Genomic DNA, 22,896 nt, shown 5'->3' with positions numbered 1-22,896 from the left:
AATTAGTATATTCACATTGATTAAGTCGGATATAAATCCGCACTTGTTCACTCTTTTTCACAATACAACCTTCCTGCACCGTCTTCCTGCACAAAATACAACATTTCCCTCATCATATCGTTCATAACTCAAAATTGTTGTACAAAAGGCATCAATTCTTCCTCTCCAAGCCTCTTAGCGGGATAATTCTTGTATTTTGTACAACAATCCCTTCGAGCTCGCCTGTTATCGTTGATCAAAGTTGTATTACGTACAACAATATGTGTATACCGTGTCTACTGAGGAGTATCCATTCTGACAACAACGATCCACGAATCAGGAGTCACTTTATATTCCCGCCCCGTCCTTCAGCTCAAGCTCATCGACCTTCTCAAAGTAGTTCAATACCTTCAGGCGCAGCTCTTGAAAGGAGGTTGTTGTTTTTTTACGCGGATAGGGGAGGTCGACAGGTACGATCTTGCGGATTTTACCCGGACGGGGTTCCAGAATAACGACCCGGTTGCCGAGGAATACTGCTTCATCAATATCATGGGTTACAAAAATCATCGTAGTCCGGTTCCGCCGCCAAATATCGAGCAGCACCGTCTGCATATGCGCCCGGGTGAAGGCATCCAGCGCACCAAAGGGTTCATCCAGCAGCAGAATCTTCGGGTTCCTCAGCAGCGCACGGGCAATTGCCACACGCTGGGCCATCCCGCCCGACAGCTCCCGGGGATAGGACTTCTCGAAGCCGCCCAGCTTCACCAGATCAATCAGCTCATCCACCCGCTTCCGGATATCCGGCCTGCCCAGCGGCAGATCGGAGGCAATGTTCTTCTCTACCGTAAGCCACGGGAACAAGCGGTGCTCCTGAAAAATAAACCCCTTGTCGATCCCCGGCCCGCCTATCTCTGCACCTTCCAGCGTAACGTTGCCGGTATAGCCGGTATCCAGACCGGCAACGATGCGCAGCAGAGTGCTTTTGCCGCAGCCGCTGGGACCAATCACCGTGATGAATTCCCCTTCCTCTACATGCAGCTCCACATCCTGCAATGCCTGCACATGTCCTCCGGCGGTATCAAAGCGCTTGTTCAGCTGTGTGATGGACAATAAAGCATCTCCCATATCTGCTCCTCCTTCTGGCTGAAATATAAATGTACTATTGTAATACAAAAAAACAGAGGAACCTCGCGATAGAACTCGCGCGGCACCTCTGTCTGTACAGTCGGCTGATTTTAATCCAAAGTAAATCAATTGGAATTTGTAAATTTAAAATATCACCTATCTTTAAATCTGTCAATGAAAATACACAAATTCCGCCCGGATTAATTATTTTCGATATAGACTTTCTGAAAGCACTCTGTATCCCATAAAGTGTATACGCAAAAGATAGTATTACGCTTTTGGTAATGCCTGCTGCTGCTCATTTGTTCATTTGTTCATTTGTTCATCTGCTCATCTCCATCTCCTCATATCACAAACTTACACTCATATACTTACATTTTGTAAGTCGTTATGGTATAGTAGAGTATATCCTTGCTGTAACGGACAAGCTTAAGCTTTAAACCTAATAAATATTCTGGATAATAAGGGGTCTGTACCAATGAACAATCTAGGGAATGATCAAGCGAAGCAAGCGGCTGAACCGGAGTTCGAGTTCGGTATTTATACACTCGGGGATATCGTAACCGATTGCGAAACGGGGCAGCGGATTAGCCCCCGCCAGCGGCTCCATGAAGTGATTGCCGCCGCGAAGCTTGCCGATGAAGCGGGGCTGGATGTATTCGGCGTGGGTGAACATCACCGGCTGGATTTCGTCATCTCCTCAGTGCCGGTTGTGCTGGCAGCTATTGCCCAAGTTACAGAGCGGATTAAGCTTACCAGCGCAACCACCGTACTGAGCACGATTGATCCGGTTCGTGTCTTCGAGGATTTCGCTACACTGGATCTGCTGTCGGACGGCCGGGCAGAGATTATCGCCGGACGCGGCGCTTTCCTGGAATCCTTCCCGCTGTTCGGCTATGAGCTGGAGGATTACAAACAGCTGTTCAGCGAGAATCTCGACCTGCTGCTCACACTGAACCAGCATGAGGTCATGAACTGGGAAGGCAAGTTCCGCTCCCCGCTGCATAACGCCGAGATTGCCCCGCGTCCGCTGCAGCAGAAGCTTCCGCTCTGGGTCGGCATCGGCGGTTCGGCCGAAAGTGCCCAGAAGGCCGGGGCGCTGGGTGTAGGTATGGCTATCGCCATTCTAAGCGGCAGTCCGGAGCCTTTCCAGAATCTGGCCGACACCTACCGCCGTTCCGGCGCCGCAGCAGGGCACAGGCCGGAAGACTTGAAGATCGCCATCACAAGTCACGGCTATATCGCCAGAACCTCCCAGCAGGCGCTGGATGAGTATTATCCTTATTACTACAGCTACCGCAATGCGATCAGCCCGAAGCCCGGCCAGCAATACCGCGTCTCGCGCAATGAATTCGGCCGGTTCACCTCTCCGGACAATACTTTGGCCGTGGGCAGCCCGCAGCAGATTATTGAGAAGATCCTCTATCAGCATGAGCTGTTCGGCCATCACCGCTTCATGACCCAGCTGGATATCGGCGGCCTCCCCTATGCCAAGGTGGCAGAAGCCATTGAGCTGCTGGCAACAGAAGTAGCTCCGGTTGTGCGGCGCGAGCTCGCCAAGAAGCGCAGCGGCATCTCTTCCCCCCAATAATAAGCAGAACCAAAAAGGTTGCCGCCCGGTGATAGGGCGACAACCTTTTTTTGCGGAAAATCAATAGTATATGTATCAGAATATATCCGGCAGATGTATCCGGCACACCTGCTGCAGCGCGTCATAACTGTCATTGAACTCAAGCTGCCGGAGAATATCCAGGTAACCCAATAACTGCTGCGTATCTTCTTTATGCTTCAGACAGAGCAGCGTGATCTCATGGTACACCAATGTGACAATCTTATCGTACAGCAGATTCGTCTTATCCGCTAAGGGCAGCGCTTTTTTAAGGAAGAACAGGCTTTGCTTGTAATTATGCTCTTTCAGGCAAATTTTCGCGATGTTCTGCATCAGATGCTGCTGGATGGTCCGGCTCTCGGCAAAGTCATGGTATTTATCAAACTCATCTGCAGCCCTTAATCCAAAAAAGATCGCGTCGCCGCTGCTTAGCGTAAACAGGAAATTATTTAGCAGCTTGAACTCATACAGATACCATATGTCCGCACCCATCAGATAAGGCTTGATCTCCCCGGCTAATTCGCTTAACTGCCTGATCTCATCCTCCCGCTGATACTGAATCAGAAAACCCTGGCCCAGCAGATACAAATGATAATAAACCTCCGTGCGCGTCGCCCCGTACAAGAAACGGCATTCATAGCTGATCGTTCTTACTTTGTCGAATTCATAACGGTTCGCCGCCTCCACCAGACTTAGGTGAAGCGTACGTTTCTCCGGCTGTGCATAGCCATTCTGCAAGAACAGCAGCTCCTCAAGGGACATTTCCAGCTTGTCCAGCAAGAGGATCAGCTTGTCATACCCGGGATAATATTTACCGCCCTCGAAGCGTGACAAGTTGGATCGGCTCATAATCCCATCCGCCAGAATCGACTGGCTTATTCCTTTGGAGGAACGGATTTGCCTAATTGTAGAGCCCAGAAACATGATTTCACTCCTCCGCTCTGCCGTGTGAGTATACAGCACAATTTTCCGGTCTGATTTTCATTGTATGCTACACTCGGCACAAATCAAAATATAAAAAGCAGGGGAAGGATTATCATGGGCTTTCATTTGTCACGGAAACTAAACAGTAGAGTATGGAACATTCTGGCCGGCACTTTTTTCACGAGAACTGCACTATTTATGAGCGTCCCTTATCTGGCTATCTTTCTGACGAGTCAAAAACATCTCTCCATCTTCCTGGCCGGCTGTGTTCTCAGTATCAATCCGCTGGTGAATGTACTCTTCAGCGGCTTCGGAGGGGCGCTTGCGGACCGGCTGCCTCTGCACAAAATTATCGCCGTTGTCCCCATAGTCTGGGGAAGCCTATTCATTCTGTTCTATTATGCGGACAGCTTCCCGGCCTTCCTGCTGCTTAACGGCCTTAACGGATTATGCTACTCCATCTTCGAGCCTGCCAGCAAAAAAGTGCTGTCCACCGAAACGCTCCCGGAGAACCGGCTGCTCGTCTTCAATCTGCGGTATACGGCGATTAATCTGGGCTGTTTTCTCGGCCCGCTGTTAAGCCTGATGTTCAATATGAAGCTGACGCTCTTTCCTTATGTTATTCTGGGCGTGCTTTATATTCTGTATGGCGTCTCCACGCAATTCTTCTTCCGGCACGGGGGCCGCATCCACGCTTCTGTTGCAGCCCGGATCGGCAGCCTCAAGAATCTTGGTGCAATCCGCAAGGACTATGTATTCCTCCTCCTGCTGGCCGGAATGAGCTTCTCCTTCTTCGGGTATTCCCAGCTGAACGGAACCGTATCCCAATATTTAAACTCCACTTCTGCCTTGGCCGACGGTGCCCGGATGTATTCGGTGATCCTGTCGCTCAATGCGGTTGTTATTCTGGCTGTGCAATTTGCCGTACTGCGCTGGATCTCGAAGTGGAATCCTTTCCACGTGGTACTCACCAGCAATCTGCTGATTGCCGCAAGCTTTCTGTTCTTTGTGCTGCCCGTCTCCCCGTCGATGCCGCTGCTGTTCATTACAGTGTTCAGTCTGGGGGAGCTGCTGATTGGTGCGCGGTTCGATGCCTTGGTGGATGAGCTGTCCCCGGAGAGTAATAAGGGGCTCTATTTCGGCTGCTCGGAGTTTGTTAAGATCGGAACCACTTTCGGCCCTATGCTTGGGGCGGGTCTGCTGGGGCTGTACGGGGTAGAATCTCCTGTCCCGGTGTTCGGACTGATTGGCGGGATTACTGCTGCCGGGGCTGCTCTGATCGGAGGCGCATGGTTCCAGCATCTGCGGAAGACCCGGCAGCCAGTGGATGCTAAATATACAGGAGTGCATCAGGAGGGTGGGTAAAAGAACAAACTACTTCTGGAATAGCATCGGTAAAATTGCCCCACATTCAGCGGAATTAAGGGCGCTTGTGCTCCTAATTTCCTCGTTTGCCCGTAGTCGGCGGGATCAAGGGCACTTATTTCCTCATTTGGCCCGTACCCGGTGAATTCAGGGGCACTAATGCCCCTCATTTCCTCGTTTTGCCCGTAGCCGGTGAATTAGTGGGATTTATCCCTTTCATTTCCTCGTACCGCCCACTTTCAGCCGATTTAGTGGGATTTATCCCTTTCATTTCCTCGTACCGCCCACTTTCAGCCGATTTAGTGGGATTTATCCCTTTAATTTCCTCATACCGTCCACCTTCGGCGGATTTAGTGGGATTTATCCCTTTCATTTCCTCATACCGCCCACTTTCGGCCGGATTAGTGGGATTTATCCCTTTAATTTTCTCATACCGTCCACTTTCAGCCGAATTAGTGGGATTTATCCCTTTAATTTTCTCATACCGTCCACTTTCGGCGGATTTAGTGGGATTTATCCCTTTAATTTTCTCATACCGTCCACTTTCAGCCGGATTAGTGGGATTTATCCCTTTAATTTTCTCATACCGTCCACTTTCGGCCGGATTAGTGGGATTTATGCCTTTAATTTTCTCATACCGCCCACTTTCGGCCGGATTAGTGGGATTTATCCCTTGATTCCCCCACACCACCCGCGTCCGGCCGGCAGAGGGATTCCTGCTATAAGAACTATTGCGTCCGGCAGACGTTTCTGCCCCGAACTCCAAGGAAACTTATCCATACATTACGCTCCTTATCTACATAGACGAATCTCATAATCCCTTAAAGAACAATTAAAGAACAAAAAAGGCCCCCGGCCATGCCGGAGACCTGCTCAATGCTCGATGTAAGCAGTATTCAGTATTCAGTATTCAGTATTCAGTATTCAGTATTCAGTATTCAGTATTCAGTATTCAGTATTCAATATTCAGTATTCGTTATACTGTATCCAGTATGCGTTATGCAAATGATGGCTTGTTATTATCCACTTTACCGCTGACCAGCTTCTTGTACTCGTCGTCTCCGCCCTCCAGAGAAGGCGCTAAATATACATTAAGCGCGGATGGAGAGAGCTTGGTGCCGGACTTGCGTCTGGAACGGCCTTTGCCTCCCGCACTGTTACCGTTACCGCCTTCAGACCGGCGGACGCTACTAGAAACACTAACTGCATTCTTCATATTCTTCATCCTGTCAGTCCCCTTCCACTAGATGATTGACGGTACGGAACAAATCACGGTTATAGGCAACCACTGCTGTAAGATCCTCTGCCGATAATCCCCCGCTTCCGGAGAAATGTACAGAAATCACGTGGTTCTCCCCTAAAGGATAGCATAGGATATATACCTCCGCAACTTCCGTACGCTGTAAGAAAGTCCATTCCTTAGCCAAAAAAGCATCCAGCACACCCGGTTTTCCGCCTCCGTCTTCAGAGGTCGAGAACGGATAGACATGCCCGCGGCCTACATTGCCGCCCACCTGTTTCAGGCCTTCCCCCTCTTCGGCCCGCCACATGGCGGCTCCGATCACCCGGCAATCCTCCGGAGGTATGAATGAATTACGGACGGCTTCGCTGAGCGCCTGATAGTTCTCACCCGGCTGGGGAGGCGTCACATTATTATTATATTGCCAAAAGAAGTGAAGGATACTTTCTTTTCGCCTAAGCTCTGCTCTAAGCTGCTGCAGCTCAACAGCCGGATCATGGTACATGCCCTGTCCCTGAATGCTGTCGATGATTTTGCCGCAGCTGACATCCACCGCAGCTGTAGCATTCTCATGCTGCCACTCGTATTCCAGCGGCGTCAGCCCGGACAGATCAGACAGCAAGTGGTACTCTTCCACATTCTCCCCCGGAATCAGATCGCTGCGGGAGGGTACCTGATCCGGCAGCAGGCAGAAGACCCGGCCGCGCCGTAATCTGGACCAGAACAAACCCATTTCAAACTGGGTATTATCCCGGGTTACATAATAATATTTACCCCTGATCCGGGCTACATCATCAGGCGAGAACACGAATACGGCAAAGTCACTGATATCCAGATTCCGCTCCAGTGCCTCCATCGTATATTCATTCGGCCGGAAAGCAGCTGCATACCAAGGATGAACTTCTGCGGTCCGCTTCAGCTGCTCGTGGATGGCCCTGGCGTAGCGGATGGATTCTCTGGAGGATCCAATGAATAATCTAGGTCTGATCACGGCGGCACTCCTTTATCTGTTTCCCCAATATGTAATAATTATACAGACATTTCCCCCTTAGGAATAGGGCCGCCAGGTATATTAAACAGCAAGACATCTTAGTGTGAATTGTCGTTGTTATATGTATAATTGAATCACAATTATCCTCAATTTTAATAAATCGTTGTTCTCCGGCCGATGAAACGGGTAATAGAAATTTATCTATCCGGGAAAAGAGGCTTTATATGAAAAGAATATTACATACCGCCGTACTGGCAGCCTGTCTGTTGACTTCATATGCGCTGCCGTCTTCTGCTGCCCATGCTGCAGATACCTATACAGCCAAAGTATACGCGAACTCCCTGAATGTGCGCAGTGAGCCTGCTGCAAGCGCAGCCATCACCGGCTCTCTGGCGGGTGGAGCCGTAGTTACTGTCACAGAGGAGCAGCATGGCTGGCTCAAAGTACGGGCCGGATCTGTATCCGGATGGGTCGCCGGGTATTATCTGAAGCGGACCAGCCGAGCTGCCTCCGCTGGAACCTCATCCGCCAGCACATCCGTTAAGACCTCCTCTACCTCCAGCGGAACAGCTGTTGTCACCGCCTCTTCCCTGCGTATCCGGGGAGGACCGGGAACCAGTTATGAGGTAGTGGGTTCTTTGCAGTCCGGGAATGCCGTTACGATTCTGCTCCGCCAGGACGGATGGTCAAGAATCCGTACAGCCGGAGGAACTACCGGCTGGGTATCCACCCAGTACCTTGCCGGGGGAAGCGTCCCGAACTTAAGCACTGCCAGTTCAAACGCCCAGAACACCAGTGTAATAAGGAAATCCGGCAGCATCCGCGGCAAGCTGATTGTCGTCGATCCCGGTCATGGGGGCAGTGACCCGGGTATGCTCGGCACAACCTATGACACGATGGAGAAGGATCTTACCCTGCAGACCTCTCTATATCTCCGGGATTACCTGACCGCCAAGGGGGCCCGGGTAGAGCTGACCCGTACCCGTGGAGACCAGAAGCCGGCGCTCTCCCGGCGGGTGCAGCTCGGGACGCAGCTCGGCGCGGATGCTTTTGTCAGCATCCATTATAATTCCTCTCCGAAGAATGTCTCCGGCACGCTGACTTTCTTCTACTCGGAGCAGAATGATCTCCGGCTGGCCCGGGCGATTGAAACCCGGCTTGGCGCAGGAATCGGGCTCCGGAGTAACGGCCTCTCCTTCGGCAATTACCATATTCTAAGGGAAAATCCGCTTCCCGCAGCCCTTATAGAGCTTGGGTTCCTCAGCAATCCTTACGACGAGTCAATTGTCCGCAAGGCCGCTTATCAGCGGAAGGCTGCACAGGCTATCGCCGAGGGGCTGGCTGATTATTATAAAAACTGAAAGGAAGTCATCTGAAATTATATGGTGATTTCCCGGATATTGAGTTCTTTTATTTTGCTGAGGTCAATATATTCATCGTTAATGCGGATAAGCGGTGTTTCGATATCATGCGGATTCAGATAGACGATCTCGCCGACCCGGCCATCGGTTAAGACCACCTCACGGCCAACAGTCCGCTTCACAATGTTCTCCAGAAAAACCGAAACAATATGCGGGTCCAGCGCGCCAAAGCTGCCTCTTCTCATCTGATCGACAATCACATGGAAAGGCATAGCCTCATGGTAGGGGCGTTTGCTGGACATGGCATGAAAAATATCGGCAACCGCTATAATTTTGCTATAGGAATCAATCTGTTCATCCTTAAGTCCCAACGGATATCCCTTGCCGTCGTTCCTCTCATGATGCTGCAGTGCCGCCAGTGTAATGCGCGAATTGGCCCCGGTGGTTTCCTTCAGCATCTCATAGCCATATATTGTGTGTTTCTTCACCAGGTTGAACTCTTCGTCCGTCAGCTTGCCGGGCTTGTTCAGAATCTCATTGGGAATCTTCAGCTTGCCGATATCATGCAGGGTTGCCGCCAAGGACAGCACGGACAGCTCGGCTTCACTCATATGTAACCATCTGCCGATTAGGGTGGACAGTACACCGACTCCAACATTGTGCTGGTATGTATAATCATCTCTGCCCTGGACCGAACTGAACAAAGCAAAAATATCCGGATTGCGCGAGATCTCCTGTATTACCGGAACGACATCCTTCCTGATATCCGCCAGGGGAATTTTCCGCGATATTCTGTAAGATTCAAACATTTCCTTGGAGCTATCTACTACACTATTTGCCATTTGACGATAAGAGGGAGCCTGCTGTTCATCCACAAAAATGATATCAAGCACATCAATTCTTTGTTTGCGGATGAGTTCGAGATGTTCTGCATTCAATTTGCTCTTGGCAGGAATAACTGTAACTCCGTATGCATTGATCAGATCATTCTTAATCGTTCTTCCCAGATAGTTGTCCATACCTTCCAGCCCTCCCAGATAACCGAAACATTATATAAATTGCCCATATAGCTATTATCGGTTTATCGCTGGAAAATGTTGAAAGGGAAGTTAGGCCGTTCTTAATCTTCCTCTTCCTGCTTACGGTACTCCCGCGGGGTTACTCCAGTGGATTTCTTGAAGACACGGCTGAAATATTTCTCGTCTTCATACCCTACCAGCTCCGCGATCTGCGACAGCCGCAAATTCGTATTCTGCAGCAGAGTCTTCGCCTTATCCACTCTGAGACTCGTTAAATAATCCGACAGATTCTCCCCGGTGATCTGCTTGAATTTGCGGGAGACATTCTCCCTGCTGATGAAAAAGCGTTCCGCAATATGCTGCAGCGTCATCTCCTGTGCATAGTTCTGGTTCAGGTATTCCCTGATTTCCAGCACGAGTCTGCTATCCGGAGCCTGAGCGATACCTTTGGAGAGGTGCTGCAGCAGAGATTTAAGCTGACTCTCCCAGTTCTCCACCGAGAACAGCCCCTGTGAGTCATAACAAAGCTCCAGGCTGATCTCCTCCTCCGGCCGCCAGCGTGTCAGAACCGCACGTATCTCCTCCTGCTGGTGGAGAAAGCTGCTCTCCGTAAGCAGCGGCAACCCGGTAAGCTCCCGCGCCCACTCCTCCACAACCCGCTGCATCCTTTCCAGATCGCCCGACAATACCGCGATTCTAAGCTTGTCCAGCTGCATATCCGGAGCGTAGTCTTCTTTAGGCCTACTCTCATCCCCAGCCGCTCTGCAGAGGTGTATCCGTCCGTCACGCTGAAGGAGATTCCGTTCCTCCAGCCCTTGGCGTGCCTGGGCAAAAGCAGGCTGCAGCCCCTCCGGCAACGGGTTCAGCAGGCTGAGCCCGATATCCACCTGAACGCCATACGCCTGGCGGATCGATTCATTCACTCCGTTCAGTACCGTCTCCGCCTGTTGAACAGCATTCCACAGCAGAATCACAAGCTCTCCACCGCTCTGCCAGCTGCGGAAGGCATAACCGCTGTAGTCCGGTGCCATAACTTCATTGCAGACGTTGGCCAGCACAAAAGCCGTCAGCGCCACATCGCCATGAAATCTCTGCAGCAGACGGCAGTCTGCACCTTGCATCGAGATGACAGCCACTCTGCAGGAGGCTGCTCCAATCGGCATCCCCAGCTCTTCGCAGAGCGCCAGCTTCAGCTCCTGAAAGGAGGCATGCCCGTAGACCAGATCGGACAGCACCTTGTCCCAGTAGAGCGGACGCAGTACGTTCAGCTGCATGTTCTGGCGCTGCGACTGCTTCCGCACCGCCTCCTCCTCCATCCACAGCTTAAAGGCATGCTCCGCCGAGGCAATCAGCTGCTTGCTGTTCAGCGGCTTCAGCAGATAATCGGTCCCGCCGTAGACAATCGCCGGCTTCACGTAATTGAAATCCTGATACCCGCTGATGACAATGGTCTTCGTATTCGGATAATGCTTATGCAGCCATTCCAGCAGCTCCGCTCCGTCCATCAGCGGCATCCGCATATCCGTGAACACGATCGCCGGCTGATGCTCCTGCATAATCAGGGTCGCTTCCTGACCGTTGGTAGCCTCATATATATCGGAGATATTATATTTGTCCCACGGAACAAAATAACGGATCGCCTCCCGTACATGCTTCTCATCATCTACAATCAGCACCTTCATGTATAGCCGCTCCTTTAGGTTATGTCTGCACCCTTCTTCATTCATCACTCTATCATCCATAATTCATTGCGTTAAACATTCATACTGTAACTGTCTCTCCGGGAGGGTGGCATTATTCGTCTGGCCCCTCCAGCGGAATAATCAGGGTAACCGTAACCCCTTGGCCCTCTTCATTATGCAGCTGCATCTCCGCCCCGCTGCCGAACTGCAGCCGCAGGCGGGCCAGCACATTATACAGGCCGATTTCTTCGTTCTCAGGCCGGCCGCTGCTTCTAAGTCCGGCTGTAATCTCCTCCAGCCGTTCCGGGCTAATGCCCTTGCCGTTATCCTTGACGGCAAGAACCAGCCGCGACTGCCCCTCCAGCGTGCAGTCTATCCGGATGACGGCTTCGCGGATTCCGTCCGCGAAGCCGTGCTTGAAGATATTCTCCACGATCGGCTGGAGAATCATCTTGGGCAGGACCGTCTCCAGCGCTGCTTCCGCCGCATGAATCTCCAGGCGCAGATTCTCTTCGCCGAACCGCTCGGTCTGCAGAATCACATAATTCTGCACATGCTCCATTTCATCGCGCAGCGGCACCTGCGTCCGTTCCGTGTTCATGGAGTAGCGCATCATACTGCCCAGGGAATAGATGAGATCATACACCTTCGGCGCATTATAGCGCAAGGATAAGCTGGCGATGGACTGCAGGGCATTGTAGAGAAAATGCGGATTGACCTGAGCCTGCAGCGCCTTCAGCTGATTCGTCTTGTTCGCCAGCTCCAGGCGGTATTCCTTGACGATCAGGTCATTGATGGTCCGGGTCATGCCGGTGATTTTGCGGGTCAGCAGGCCGAATTCATCCTCGCGTTCGGCGTCCATATGCGCATCCAGCTGGCCGATCTGCACCTTCTGTGTGAAGTTGATCAGCTTCTTGATCGGCCGGGTAAAGCCGATGGAGATGAGCACCGCGCTGATTCCCCCGATCAGGAGAAACAGCAGCCCGATCCCCATATTGAACCGGGTGATAACCCTCGCATCACCATACAGATCCTCATAAGGCACCAGCTTGATGATGCTGCCGCTGAAGAGCGGGTCCTTGATATGCTTGTACATGACAATGCCCTGGAAGCCGTCCTTTTTCCAGGTGAAATGCCCGCTGTCACTATCTTCGGGAAGACGGCTCCATCCGGTCTCCACCTGTTTGCCGACCCAGTCCGGATCGGAAGCGAACAAGGCCTGCCCCTGCTCATTCAGCACATACAGACGCTCCGTGTCCGAGTTGTACATCGATTTGACGATTCCCTCCAGCTCCTCCAGGGTGTAATCAATGGACAGATCGGCCAGTACACTGTCGCTGGGCGTACGGTAGAGGGGGAAATGTGCAGTGAAGACCGGAACGCTCCCCGGCTTCAGATTGGGGAAGCCGGACTTTACGCCGTATTGATGATCCATATGTGTCACCTCAATATACGGCCGGTATGTCCCTTCAGGATGCTCTGCCTCCGCGTAATCCGCATTCTCTTCCCGGCGGAACAATCCGCCCAGCAGCAGATTGGACTGCCGGGCCGCTCTGACGTAGAGATGGATCTGGAAGGTATTGCGGTCCGAGAGGAACAAATTGTATAGCTGGGTGGAGATCACCGCACGGGTATCCGGCAGAACCGTACCTTCTGGCGCCTGCTCATTGCTTTTGGCGGTAAGCAGCGTGGTGTAGAAGGAGCTCGGAACATTAATTCCGCTGTACAGCGACATGGCCTGCTGATTCATGCCGCTGAAATAACTGCTGAGATTCGCTTCCCCCAGCGTCAGCAGCTTCGTATTCTGCTTCACGGACTGCTCCGTAACCGACTGTTTGGTATAGAGATAGGAGAAGGTAACGGATATGCCTGACGGAATCACTGACGCCAGCAGCACTAGGGCCATCAGCCGCGTCCGGATACTGTTTCTGAACATGGGCGAACCTCCTGAACGTTTTGCGGAAGAACCGCTTCTCTGATATAACCTTGCAGCAGAACTCGCTCCGGAAGCAACCCGGCTGCAATATAATCCACTTTTCTCATCATCAAATTGAGTGTTGGCGATGGCCCGGGCTTTCTATAATGAAGCTGTGAACACGTAGAAATATTATACAAAGGAGATTCCATATGAGAAAAGCTCTGCGCTTGCAACGAGGCTGGGGACAGCAAATCGTATTTCTCGGCCCCTGTCTGCTCTTTTTCCTGACCATTGTGGTCACCCCATTCTTCCTCGGCTTCTACTACTCTTCCACCGACTGGAACGGGCTCGATCTGGACAAAGCGGTCTGGACCGGCGCGGCCAACTGGAGACGGATTTTTACGAACGACGATAAGTTCTGGGAGTCTCTGCTCTTTACGCTCCGCTTCACCGTAATTTCCGTAGTGGCCGCCAACGTACTGGCGCTGCTGCTTGCCTTCATTCTGATGACGACGCTGAAGACGAAGAAGCTGCTCCGCACCATCTTTTTCATGCCCAATGTAATCGGCGGCATTCTGCTCGGCTACATCTGGCAGTTCATCTTCACCAAAGGCTTCGCCACGATCGGCGAGCTTACCGGGATTTCCTTCTTCCAGCTGCCTTGGCTGGGTACGCCCAGCACAGGATTCTGGGGTCTGGTCATTGTGTTCGTCTGGCAGACTGCCGGGTATATGATGGTCATTTATATTGCGGCGCTGGCTGGTATCCCTAAGGATCTGGTCGAAGCGGCCAAAATTGACGGCGCCCGTGCCCCGCAGCTGTTCAAGAGTGTCTATGTACCTCTGATTATGCCGGCGATCACCATCTGCCTGTTCCTGACAACCTCTAACGCATTCAAAATGTTCGACCTCAACCTGTCGCTGACCAAAGGCGGACCGGGCACCTCGACCCAGTCGCTGGCCTATAACATTTATGCGGAAGCACTGATCAACAACCGGTACGGCCTCGGTACGGCCAAAGCGCTGCTCTTCTTCGCCGCCGTTTCACTGATCACGGTCACTCAGGTCTGGCTTACCAAAAGAAAAGAGGTGTCGGCCTAATGAACAGCAGCAGATACCGGCCCAGAAACTTCATTCTGGAGATCGCCGCCATACTTCTGGCCATTATTTTCCTATCCCCCTTCTACCTGGTACTGAGCAATTCTGTTAAGGGGCTGAAGGACATCCTGATCGACGCCGCTTCCTGGCCGCAGGTGTTCCACTGGGATAATTACTCCAAGGTCTGGGATGCCATTGACTTCCCGCAAGCCTTCTTCAGTTCCCTGCAAATCACTGTCTTAAGCGTAATCTTCATCGTCCTGTTCAGCTCGATGGCCGCTTATCAGATTGTACGGAAGCCGACGCGCTTCAATTCCTTCGTCTTCCTGCTGCTGGTCTCGGCGATGATCATTCCGTTCCAGTCGCTGATGTTGCAATTAGTCCGTGTGACCAGTATTCTGGAGCTTCGCGGGGAATTATACGGAATCGTGGCCTGCTATCTCGGCTTCGGAATGCCGCTGTCCGTATTTCTGTTCCACGGGTTCATTAAGACAGTGCCTTTTGAGCTGGAGGAAGCGGCGCGGGTGGATGGCTCCAATCCGTATGGCGTATTCTTCAAAATTGTGTTCCCGCTGCTCATGCCGATTATTGTAACGGTCATTATCCTTAACACACTGTGGATCTGGAATGACTATCTGCTGCCGGTGCTCGTCATCGGGGGAAATAAGGATCTGACGACCCTGCCGGTCGCCGTGACCAAGTTCTTCGGGCAGTACACCAAGAAGTGGGATCTGGCCCTTGCGGGTCTCGTGATGGCGATTACGCCTATCCTCATATTCTTCCTGTCCCTGCAGCGTTATATTGTCGAAGGTGTAACCACAGGCTCCATTAAGGGATGATCGCGAGATCCCTTGCAACAATATCCACTTTTCCCGGCAAAATATTAAGTGTAAGTCCACTCTCATTTGCATTACGATCTAGTTGCAGGAACCACAGACCAGGGAGGTTATTCTATGAAAAGAAAGTTCGCGTTCGTTATCGCAACCGTTTGCACACTTATTATCGCAGGTTGCGGGAATAGCGGCAATACGAATTCCGCAGGCAATGGAAACGCAACCAATGCTCCTGACACGTCAACCGAAACCACAGCACCGGAAGCAACCAAGGCACCTGCCAAGGATGTTACGATCAAAATGTTCCAGTTCAAGGTTGAAATTGCCGAGCAGCTGAATGCACTCGCCGAAGAATATGAGAAAGAAACCGGTGTGAAGGTCGAAGTGGAAACGCATGGCGGCGGTGAAGATTACGGCGCGCTGCTCAAAGCGGAGATTGCTTCCGGCTCTGAGCCTGAAATTTTCAATAACGGCGGTTATACTGCCCTCGTACCTTATATGGACCGCGCCACTGATTTGAGCAATGAGCCTTGGGCGGAGAGTCTGATCCCAACCGCCAAAACTCCGGCAACCGTGGACGGCAAGCTCTATGGTATGCCAATGAACGTAGAAGGCTATGGACTGATCTACAACAAGGATCTGTTCGCCAAAGCCGGCATTACGGAAGAGCCTAAGACCCTCCCGCAATTGAAAGATGCGGCAGCCAAGCTGAAAGCCGCCAGCATCACACCGTTTGAAGCTACGAATGAGTGGTGGTCGATGGGAATTCACCTTGTGAACGTAGGTCTAGCCCATCAGCCTGATCCGAAGCAGTTCATCGACGATGTCAAAGCCGGCACGCAGACAATCAAAGGCAACGCTGTATTCGAGCAGTGGCTGGATCTGGTGGATGTGATCTTCGACAACGCTCAGGATAACAAGATGACTACCGACTATGCTACCCAGGTTGCTGAGTTCGCATCCGGCAAAGCTGCAATGATGCTGCAGGGTAACTGGACGCAAGGCGATATCGACAAAATCGATCCTGCCCTGAATCTGGGCCTCCTCCCGCTTCCGATCAGCGACGAAGAAGGCACCATCCTGGTAGGCGTACCTAACAACTATGTGGTGAACAGCAAATCCGAGCATCCGGAAGAAGCCAAAGCCTTCCTGAACTGGCTCGTAAGCTCGGAGACCGGCCAGAAGTATCTGACCAAGGAATTCAAGTTCATTCCGGCTGAAACTAACGTCACCGCTGACGCGGCAGACATCGGCCAGGTTGCCGTTGCCGTGCAGGAGAAATCCGCTACCGCCCTCGGCTGGAACTGGGATATGTTCCCTGACGGCGTAACCCAGGGCTTCGGCGCTGCGATGCAGGAATATCTCGGCGGACAGCTTGACCGTGATAAGCTGCTGGAGAAGCTGGATAAGGCTGTGCAGGATATTGTGAAGCAATAATTTTATTGAATTAGTGCATAAATAGGGGGTGTCTTCAGCGGCCATGATTGGCTGTTGAGACCCCCCTGTTTTGCTTATCAGTATAAATTACATCGACGCTCGGTGAGCACGCTCCGCAAACGGAACGTTGTTCCAATCGCTCTTGTATCCAGATTTTAATTATTCCCCTTAGCGGTGAAAATCCGGACACAAAGGCGACCGCTCCGCTTTTCCGCGGGTCATTCCGTCCGCTCCGCTGTTTAAGAGGGGAGCTTCTGCAATCTTAAAGACCTAACCCAATAATCCTGCATATATTACAACATTCCCCTCCCTAACTCGGACAAAATCCAAAAATGTTGTATAAAAAGCAGCATTTCTCCTGCTACAAGCGATTTTCCGGGAAAATTGCTGTATATCGTACAACAATCCTTGCGAATACCCTGATATTGCTGGGCCAAAGTTGTAATACGTACAACATAATAGGCATTAAGATGCTCACCGTTAACACAGCGTCCATCCAAGCGCTCAAGTCATAAAACAAAGCAGCAACCCTCCAGTCAAGGAGAATCGCTGCTCTGTTCATTCTAACGTAAAATATTCAATTCCTTATAGAACTTACACAAACATCTCCACAATCAGGAACAAATTCAGCGACACTACCAGAGCCGAGATAATCCAGCCGAGGATGGTGGTGATCCGGTGGTTCACCAGCCCCTTCATGATCGAGCGGTCGCTGGTGAAGATCACGAGCGGAATCAGGGCGAAGGCAATCCCGAAGGAGAGCACGACCTGACTCATCACCAGTGCACTTGTCGCGTTAATCCCGAAGGCGATGATGGTCAGCGGTGGGATGATGGTAATCGCCCGCCGCAGGTAGAGATTGATCTTTTTATTAATGAAGCCCTGCATGACCACATCACCGGCCATTGTACCGACCGACGAGCTCGACAGACCTGCGATCAGGAGGCCGAGGCCGAAGGAGATGGCGGTAACCGGTCCTGCCAGATTACGGAACTGCTCGAAGGCGACATCCAAATCCTCAACGACTAGACCATTCTTGAAAAAGAGCGCCGCAGCTACAACCACCATGGCCATATTCACGGCACCGGCGATCAGCATCGCAATCAGAATATCGATGAATTCCAGCCGGAAAATCTGTTTCTTCTCCCGTTCATCGATCCCGACGACCCGGCTCTGGGTCAGCGAGGAATGCAGATAAATCGCATGCGGCATAACTGTCGCGCCGAGAATCCCGGCAGCCAGCAGGATGCTGTCCACACCCTCGAATCTTGGCGTAAACATTCCGGCAACCACACTGCCCGCATCGGGCTTCGCCATAATGACCTGGAATGCAAAAGCCAGAACAACAATCATTACCATCCCGGCAATTCCGGCCTCCAGGGTCCGGTAGCCGCGCCGCTGGAGCTCCAGAATAGCGAAAGATCCAACAGCGGTAATCAGCGCAGCCGGCAGCATTGGTATACCGAACAGTAAGTATAGTCCAAGGGCTGCCCCGATAAATTCCGCCAGATCGGTAGCGATAATGACCAGTTCACTCTGAATCCACAGGAAGATGGACACGCCTCTCGGGAATTTCTCCCGGGCGACCTCAGGCAGATTCTTGCCGGTGGCAATGCCAAGCTTGGCGGATAAGGATTGTATAAGGACAGCCATCAGATTCGAGGCAAAGATAACCCATAATAACAAATATCCGTATTTCGAGCCTGCTGTAATATTAGTGGCGAAATTGCCGGGGTCCAGGTACGCTACAGAAGCGATAAAAGCCGGACCCAGGAAAGGAAGGAGTCTCTTCAGTCCTTTGACATCTCCATTCAGCACTGATTGTGCCGAGTGTTTATTAGTATGTCCTTTTAGTATAGGGGATGATTCTACTGCTGTATTTTGCTCCATCATTTCTATCCCTCCTCTTGCCCGGAAAAAGTTGTCTATATACACGAAAGTTTCCCTGATGCAACATTTGATTTGTTTTCATTATAATCCGCTAATTGAGAAATGTAAATGTATTTTCATTGGATTTTTCATACGAGCAATGGGTTGATTCTGAACTACGGCATCCGCCCGGCTGCTCCAAATTATATTATGTGCAAACCTGCAGCAAAGTGATGCTCCGGTCCATATGTAATTACCCAATACAACACAGAGTTATTTAAGCAGTTAAAACATAAAATAACCCCACAAAGTAGGGCCGTAGCTTCGACGATAACTCAGGCACTTTGCGGGAACCCCAAAATAAAAAAACAGGCGAGCCCCAGGACATTCATCCTGACTCTCGCCCGCCGGGCATTCCGGTGTGATCCACACCGCTTAAGAGGTAATACTGCGGATATCTGCACGCATCTGTTCATTCTGCAGCTTCAGCTCATTCAGCTCCTGCTGCAGCTTCTCCACATCCGCCTGCTTCCTCGAGTGGCCTCCATGTCCATGTTTGCCGCGCATGCCGGGCATTCCGAACATCATAAGGATCATCATCAGCGGACAGATCAGTGTGATTAACCAGGACCAGTTCATGGCTTTTCCTCCCTCCGGGATTCAAGGTGCTGCCATTAGTATAGCCGCCGTTTGTGGAGAAACTGTGTTGAAGCTTATTTTTCTGCTTTCCCTTTCCAGGTGTCCTTCAGCGGTACGATCCGGTTGAATACCAGCCTGTGCCCTGAGCTGAACCTGCTGTCGACGCAGAAATAGCCGTGGCGCAGGAATTGAAATTTATCCCCGGGCTGTGGTTTATCCGCAAGCGGCTCCAGCAGACAATCCTTAAGCAAAGTGGCAGAATCCGGGTTGATGTACGCTTCCCAGGTCTCCCCTTCCTCCTTCGGCCCTTCATTGTCTACAAGCAGCTTCTCATACAGGTACACATCACTTTTGACCGCATGCTCGGCGGACACCCAATGGATGGTTCCTTTAACCTTCCGCCCGTCAAAACCGCTCCCGCTTCTCGTATCCGGATCATAAGTACAGCGCAGCTCGACAATCTCACCAGTGTCCGCACTCTTAATCACTTCGTTACAGCGGATGAAATACCCGCCCTTCAGCCTTACTTCACCGCCAAGCGTCAGTCTGCGGAAGCCCTTGGAGGGTACCTCCATGAAGTCCTCCCGCTCGATATAGAGTGTGCCGGAGAACGGAACGTCCCTTGTGCCGAGCGCGGGATTCTCACTGTTGTACTCAATGGTAAGGAATTCAGAAGCCCCGGCTTCATAGTTGGTAAGCACGACCTTCAGCGGATTCAGCACGGCCATGATGGCCGGTGCCTTCGCCTTAAGATCCTGTCTTACGCAGTGCTCCAGCAGCGAGAAATCAACCATTGCCGTATTGCGGGCCATCCCGATCTCCCGGACAAAAGCCTTGATGCTCTCCGGAGTGAATCCGCGTCTGCGCAGTCCACGGAGCGTAGGCAGACGCGGATCATCCCAGCCGTCCACATACTTCCCGGCAACCAGCGCCCGGAGATAACGTTTGCTCGTGACCACTCCCGTCAGATTCACCCGGCCGAATTCCCTTTGCTTAGGGGGTTCAGGAATATTCAGCTCCTTAAGCACCCACTCATATAGCGGCCGGTGATCCTTGAACTCGATGGAGCACAGTGAATGCGTCACCCCTTCAATGGCATCCTGAATCGGATGGGCAAAATCATACATCGGATAGATGCACCAGGCTTTTCCCGTGCGGTAATGCTCCGCATGAATGATCCGGTAGAGCACCGGGTCGCGCAGATTGATATTCGGCGAAGACATGTCGATTCTGGCCCGCAGCACCTTAGCACCGTTAGGATATTCTCCATTACGCATCTCCCGGAACAGCCGCAAATTCTCTTCCGGCGAGCGTTCCCGGTACGGACTGTCCTTACCAGGTTCGGTTAATGTCCCCCTGTAGGACGTCACTTCCTCCGGAGTCAGGTCGCAGACATAAGCTTTCCCCTTAAGAATCAGCTCCTCTGCGCTGCGGCAGATTTCCTCCGAATAATCGGAGCCATAATAGATATGCTCTCCCGGGCTGCAGCCCAGCCATTCCATATCCTCGGTAATAGCTTTTACATACTCCATATCCTCTTTCAGCGGGTTGGTATCATCGAAGCGCAGATGGAATCTGCCGCCATTCTTACGTGCAATCTCAACATTCGTGTGGATGGCAAAAGCGCTGCCGATATGCAGATAACCATTGGGCTCCGGCGGAAACCTTGTGCAGATCTCCCTGCTGTAGACTCCGCCCTCCACGTCTTCTCTGATCAGCTTATCCATATAATTCTCCGGCACGGCCGGTTCACTCTCATTCACATTAACGTCAGTCATTCTGATCTCCTCCTATATATTGGTGATACCTGCCCTTACGGGACAACAAAAAGAACCTCACCTCCAAGACTGTAGTCTTGGGGACGAGATTCTCGCGGTACCACCCCAGGTTTATTAATATGTCGCCATATTAATCTCATCAAGTACGGCGCTGCCGGCAAGGCAGGGCTTATACTCTAGCTCTGTAACAGGAGCTCCTGTTGTACCATCCCCGGCCATAGCCGGTTCCGGTGCACCGCTCAGAGGCTTGTTTCGGTCCAGCCTTCCCTGCTCCTTCGCACCACCCGGAGCTCTCTGTGAGGGAATGAATAGACGTACTCTTCTCGTCATCGCGTTTCATCATTTGATCCAGAATAACAAATCACAGGCAGCGTGTAAAGTGTAGCAGTGTCCGGAGGCGCAGCAGTCTGCCGGACAACCTTACCCCAGACTCAGCGCCGCCAAGAGCTCCAAAGCTTCCTCATGCTCCGGCTCAATCAGAAGCGATCTGCGCGTGTAATCCAGCGCCGCTTCGTCATCCTCCTGCTCATAGCTGCAAATAGCCAGGCAGTACAGTACAGTAATTACCGGCTCCTCGTCACTGGTCGCCAGTGAATGCTCCAGGAAGCGGCGGGACTCCCCGTACTGCTCCATCTCGAACAGCAGCAGACCGCAGTCCAGGGCCAGATCATATTTCTGCGGCATCGGATAGAAGCCTTTCCACATCAGATCAATCCCGCGCTGCAGGTCCAGCAGCTCATCATCACCGGCATCCGGCAGCAGAGCAGAGATACGCTCCGCACTCTGGATGAACAGCTCGGCATCATATCCGCCCAGCCGCCAGAAGGCCAGGATCTGCTGCATGCCGATCGTATCGTAATTTTTGTCGATCCACACCTTCAGGCTGAAGAAATCATCCGGGCCGAACCGCTCTACAAACCGCCGGTAGGCCAGACGGGTATGGGGATGGAGCATCGGCTCTTCAAGCATCAGAATGCACCCGACATTCAGATTCTTATAATGATGCTGCGTGAACTGGGACTGTGCGCCCTTCCGTTCAAAATAATGCACCAGCGCATGGTAATTCGCCGTGAGTGAAATACTGCCGTGGTGAATCAGCTTCGGCGGCTCGGCGAATTCCCAGTTCTCCAGCCGGTGGTCGCCTTTGTCTGCGGTAAGCAGCAGGAAGCTCCCCTGGGAGAGCGCCCCGAGCCGCTCCATACAGGAAATGGCAGCCGCCGGGAACAGGATATGCGAATCCTCCAGCTTGTCCAGATAGAATGAAATTACTTCATGGTACTTGTATGAAGGGTCCTCATAGCCTTCGGCCCGCTTGTAATGATATTCCGGCACCAGATCCCGCAGTACTTCGGACGTGCTCATCGAGCCGGATTGCTCGGGATATTTTAACGAAACCTCACATTCATAAATCTTGCCTTCATCAATATAGAGCAGCTCCTGCTGAATACTATCGAAGAAGTAGTTGGCGATCACCATCAGCGGCTGCTGCAGTCCGCCGGGCTTAATCACCATTCCGCTCTGCGTCAGGGACAGCTCTGTATCCTGCACCGCATCAAAGCGGGCGAAATCAAGAATCCCCTGCTCCACAAAAGGCTTCAGCCCTTCATGCTTCTGCCAGCCCTCAATATTCTTCCAGGGCAAATCGCTCATGACGTAGCGGAAAGGGGGCAGCAGCACTCCGGCATACTGAATCAGCTCACACAGCTGCTGCAGGACATGGAATGCCAGGCGTCCGACACCTGCGCCAAGCTCCAGAATAATAACCGGTTCTGTAGTATGCCCCTTCTCTGCACGGTCCTGCAGAAACCCGAAGATCATCTCCGCATACGCTGTTCCGATCATCGGATTGCTTGTAATGTACTGCGGGACCTGGTCATTCGCCCAAGCCTGCAGTCCCAGCTGCTCATAATACCTGCGCTGCAGTTCCCATATTGGCGCTTCACTGAAGCGGTAGCGTTCTTGTCCGTCTATTGTCATTAGTTCAAACCCTGCTCTCTGATTATCGTACGGAAATTTGTCCGGTAGTCAAA

18 protein-coding genes and 1 other annotated feature are annotated in these 22,896 nt (G+C 51.9%); of the genes, 6 read left to right on the top strand and 12 right to left on the bottom strand.

Going from position 1 to position 22,896, the window contains the following annotated elements; all coding sequences use genetic code 11:
• Positions 1–327: 327 nt before the first annotated feature.
• Positions 328–1,104, bottom strand: coding sequence for an ABC transporter ATP-binding protein (locus NYE33_RS08180; RefSeq protein WP_341065410.1), 777 nt, complete (start codon positions 1,102–1,104; stop codon positions 328–330).
• Positions 1,105–1,582: 478 nt separating this feature from the next.
• On the opposite strand from NYE33_RS08180, the gene NYE33_RS08175 reads away from it, so the two are divergent.
• Positions 1,583–2,695 carry an LLM class flavin-dependent oxidoreductase gene (locus tag NYE33_RS08175; protein ID WP_076247058.1) on the top strand — a complete coding sequence of 371 codons (1,113 nt, stop codon included), beginning with the start codon at positions 1,583–1,585 and terminating at the stop codon, positions 2,693–2,695.
• Between the two features lie 75 nt (positions 2,696–2,770).
• Here the strand turns inward: NYE33_RS08175 and NYE33_RS08170 are convergent, their stop codons facing one another.
• A complete protein-coding gene (locus tag NYE33_RS08170; RefSeq protein WP_341065406.1) occupies positions 2,771–3,637 on the bottom strand; it encodes a helix-turn-helix domain-containing protein in 867 nt (288 codons plus the stop codon).
• 126 nt (positions 3,638–3,763) lie between these two features.
• Between NYE33_RS08170 and NYE33_RS08165 the strand changes: the two genes are divergently transcribed.
• Positions 3,764–5,002 carry an MFS transporter gene (locus tag NYE33_RS08165; RefSeq protein ID WP_341065405.1) on the top strand — a complete coding sequence of 413 codons (1,239 nt, stop codon included), beginning with the start codon at positions 3,764–3,766 and terminating at the stop codon, positions 5,000–5,002.
• Between the two features lie 166 nt (positions 5,003–5,168).
• Here NYE33_RS08165 and NYE33_RS08160 read toward each other — a convergent pair whose 3' ends face one another.
• The 3 genes from NYE33_RS08160 to NYE33_RS08150 all read right to left on the bottom strand — a co-directional run bounded on the left by NYE33_RS08160 (position 5,169) and on the right by NYE33_RS08150 (position 7,233).
• A complete protein-coding gene (locus NYE33_RS08160) occupies positions 5,169–5,768 on the bottom strand; it encodes a hypothetical protein (protein WP_341065403.1) in 600 nt (199 codons plus the stop codon).
• A 231-nt stretch (positions 5,769–5,999) separates the two neighbouring features.
• Positions 6,000–6,227 carry a hypothetical protein gene (locus NYE33_RS08155; protein WP_052422117.1) on the bottom strand — a complete coding sequence of 76 codons (228 nt, stop codon included), beginning with the start codon at positions 6,225–6,227 and terminating at the stop codon, positions 6,000–6,002.
• Positions 6,228–6,231: 4 nt separating this feature from the next.
• Positions 6,232–7,233, bottom strand: coding sequence for a TIR domain-containing protein (locus tag NYE33_RS08150; protein ID WP_042140073.1), 1,002 nt, complete (start codon positions 7,231–7,233; stop codon positions 6,232–6,234).
• A 224-nt stretch (positions 7,234–7,457) separates the two neighbouring features.
• Between NYE33_RS08150 and NYE33_RS08145 the strand changes: the two genes are divergently transcribed.
• A complete protein-coding gene (locus tag NYE33_RS08145; protein ID WP_341065400.1) occupies positions 7,458–8,594 on the top strand; it encodes an N-acetylmuramoyl-L-alanine amidase in 1,137 nt (378 codons plus the stop codon).
• A gap of 17 nt (positions 8,595–8,611) precedes the next feature.
• Here the strand turns inward: NYE33_RS08145 and NYE33_RS08140 are convergent, their stop codons facing one another.
• The 3 genes from NYE33_RS08140 to NYE33_RS08130 all read right to left on the bottom strand — a co-directional run bounded on the left by NYE33_RS08140 (position 8,612) and on the right by NYE33_RS08130 (position 13,231).
• Positions 8,612–9,613, bottom strand: a complete 1,002-nt coding sequence (locus NYE33_RS08140; protein WP_039300694.1) for an HD-GYP domain-containing protein — start codon at positions 9,611–9,613, stop codon at positions 8,612–8,614.
• A gap of 101 nt (positions 9,614–9,714) precedes the next feature.
• Positions 9,715–11,295, bottom strand: a complete 1,581-nt coding sequence (locus NYE33_RS08135; RefSeq protein WP_042140075.1) for a response regulator — start codon at positions 11,293–11,295, stop codon at positions 9,715–9,717.
• A 112-nt stretch (positions 11,296–11,407) separates the two neighbouring features.
• Positions 11,408–13,231, bottom strand: a complete 1,824-nt coding sequence (locus tag NYE33_RS08130) for a sensor histidine kinase (protein WP_076247073.1) — start codon at positions 13,229–13,231, stop codon at positions 11,408–11,410.
• 191 nt (positions 13,232–13,422) lie between these two features.
• Between NYE33_RS08130 and NYE33_RS08125 the strand changes: the two genes are divergently transcribed.
• The 3 genes from NYE33_RS08125 (at position 13,423) to NYE33_RS08115 (ending at position 16,580) form a co-directional block, all read left to right on the top strand.
• Positions 13,423–14,313 (top strand): carbohydrate ABC transporter permease, encoded by an 891-nt coding sequence (locus tag NYE33_RS08125; protein WP_039300685.1) that lies wholly within the window; start codon positions 13,423–13,425, stop codon positions 14,311–14,313.
• On the top strand, positions 14,313–15,149 hold the full coding sequence (locus tag NYE33_RS08120; RefSeq protein ID WP_039300683.1) for a carbohydrate ABC transporter permease: 837 nt from the start codon (positions 14,313–14,315) through the stop codon (positions 15,147–15,149). The genes NYE33_RS08125 and NYE33_RS08120 overlap by 1 nt, the downstream gene beginning before the upstream one ends.
• Positions 15,150–15,263: 114 nt before the next feature.
• The gene (locus NYE33_RS08115) at positions 15,264–16,580 is read left to right on the top strand and encodes an ABC transporter substrate-binding protein (RefSeq protein ID WP_076247076.1); all 1,317 of its coding nucleotides are present in this window, start codon (positions 15,264–15,266) and stop codon (positions 16,578–16,580) included.
• A 594-nt stretch (positions 16,581–17,174) separates the two neighbouring features.
• Here NYE33_RS08115 and NYE33_RS08110 read toward each other — a convergent pair.
• The 4 genes from NYE33_RS08110 to NYE33_RS08095 form a co-directional block, all read right to left on the bottom strand.
• Positions 17,175–18,470: an Nramp family divalent metal transporter gene (locus NYE33_RS08110; protein WP_042141703.1), complete on the bottom strand. Its 1,296-nt coding sequence runs from the start codon at positions 18,468–18,470 to the stop codon at positions 17,175–17,177.
• Positions 18,471–18,884: 414 nt separating this feature from the next.
• Positions 18,885–19,088, bottom strand: coding sequence for an FtsB family cell division protein (locus NYE33_RS08105; protein WP_042140078.1), 204 nt, complete (start codon positions 19,086–19,088; stop codon positions 18,885–18,887).
• A 74-nt stretch (positions 19,089–19,162) separates the two neighbouring features.
• Complete coding sequence (locus tag NYE33_RS08100; RefSeq protein WP_076247083.1) at positions 19,163–20,866, bottom strand: glutamine--tRNA ligase/YqeY domain fusion protein; 1,704 nt, start codon at positions 20,864–20,866, stop codon at positions 19,163–19,165.
• Between the two features lie 76 nt (positions 20,867–20,942).
• Positions 20,943–21,205, bottom strand: a binding site (T-box leader).
• An 81-nt stretch (positions 21,206–21,286) separates the two neighbouring features.
• Positions 21,287–22,843: a tetratricopeptide repeat protein gene (locus NYE33_RS08095; protein WP_341065392.1), complete on the bottom strand. Its 1,557-nt coding sequence runs from the start codon at positions 22,841–22,843 to the stop codon at positions 21,287–21,289.
• Positions 22,844–22,896 lie beyond the last annotated feature (53 nt).

The sequence above is a fragment of the Paenibacillus sp. FSL R10-2199 genome (assembly GCF_038000235.1).
Lineage (GTDB): Bacteria > Bacillota > Bacilli > Paenibacillales > Paenibacillaceae > Paenibacillus_AQ > Paenibacillus_AQ phytohabitans.
Note: the sequence above shows the minus strand (reverse complement) of the source record. Positions and strands in the feature narration are given on the sequence as shown.

Coding starts and splice junctions, on each gene's coding strand:
- NYE33_RS08120 (WP_039300683.1), top strand. CDS start 14,313: ATGAACAGCAGCAGATACCGGCCCAGAAACTTCATTCTGGAGATCGCC.
- NYE33_RS08145 (WP_341065400.1), top strand. CDS start 7,458: ATGAAAAGAATATTACATACCGCCGTACTGGCAGCCTGTCTGTTGACT.
- NYE33_RS08115 (WP_076247076.1), top strand. CDS start 15,264: ATGAAAAGAAAGTTCGCGTTCGTTATCGCAACCGTTTGCACACTTATT.
- NYE33_RS08125 (WP_039300685.1), top strand. CDS start 13,423: ATGAGAAAAGCTCTGCGCTTGCAACGAGGCTGGGGACAGCAAATCGTA.
- NYE33_RS08130 (WP_076247073.1), bottom strand. CDS start 13,231: ATGTTCAGAAACAGTATCCGGACGCGGCTGATGGCCCTAGTGCTGCTG.
- NYE33_RS08095 (WP_341065392.1), bottom strand. CDS start 22,843: ATGACAATAGACGGACAAGAACGCTACCGCTTCAGTGAAGCGCCAATA.
- NYE33_RS08175 (WP_076247058.1), top strand. CDS start 1,583: ATGAACAATCTAGGGAATGATCAAGCGAAGCAAGCGGCTGAACCGGAG.
- NYE33_RS08110 (WP_042141703.1), bottom strand. CDS start 18,470: ATGGAGCAAAATACAGCAGTAGAATCATCCCCTATACTAAAAGGACAT.
- NYE33_RS08170 (WP_341065406.1), bottom strand. CDS start 3,637: ATGTTTCTGGGCTCTACAATTAGGCAAATCCGTTCCTCCAAAGGAATA.
- NYE33_RS08140 (WP_039300694.1), bottom strand. CDS start 9,613: ATGGACAACTATCTGGGAAGAACGATTAAGAATGATCTGATCAATGCA.
- NYE33_RS08180 (WP_341065410.1), bottom strand. CDS start 1,104: ATGGGAGATGCTTTATTGTCCATCACACAGCTGAACAAGCGCTTTGAT.
- NYE33_RS08135 (WP_042140075.1), bottom strand. CDS start 11,295: ATGAAGGTGCTGATTGTAGATGATGAGAAGCATGTACGGGAGGCGATC.
- NYE33_RS08100 (WP_076247083.1), bottom strand. CDS start 20,866: ATGACTGACGTTAATGTGAATGAGAGTGAACCGGCCGTGCCGGAGAAT.
- NYE33_RS08155 (WP_052422117.1), bottom strand. CDS start 6,227: ATGAAGAATATGAAGAATGCAGTTAGTGTTTCTAGTAGCGTCCGCCGG.
- NYE33_RS08105 (WP_042140078.1), bottom strand. CDS start 19,088: ATGAACTGGTCCTGGTTAATCACACTGATCTGTCCGCTGATGATGATC.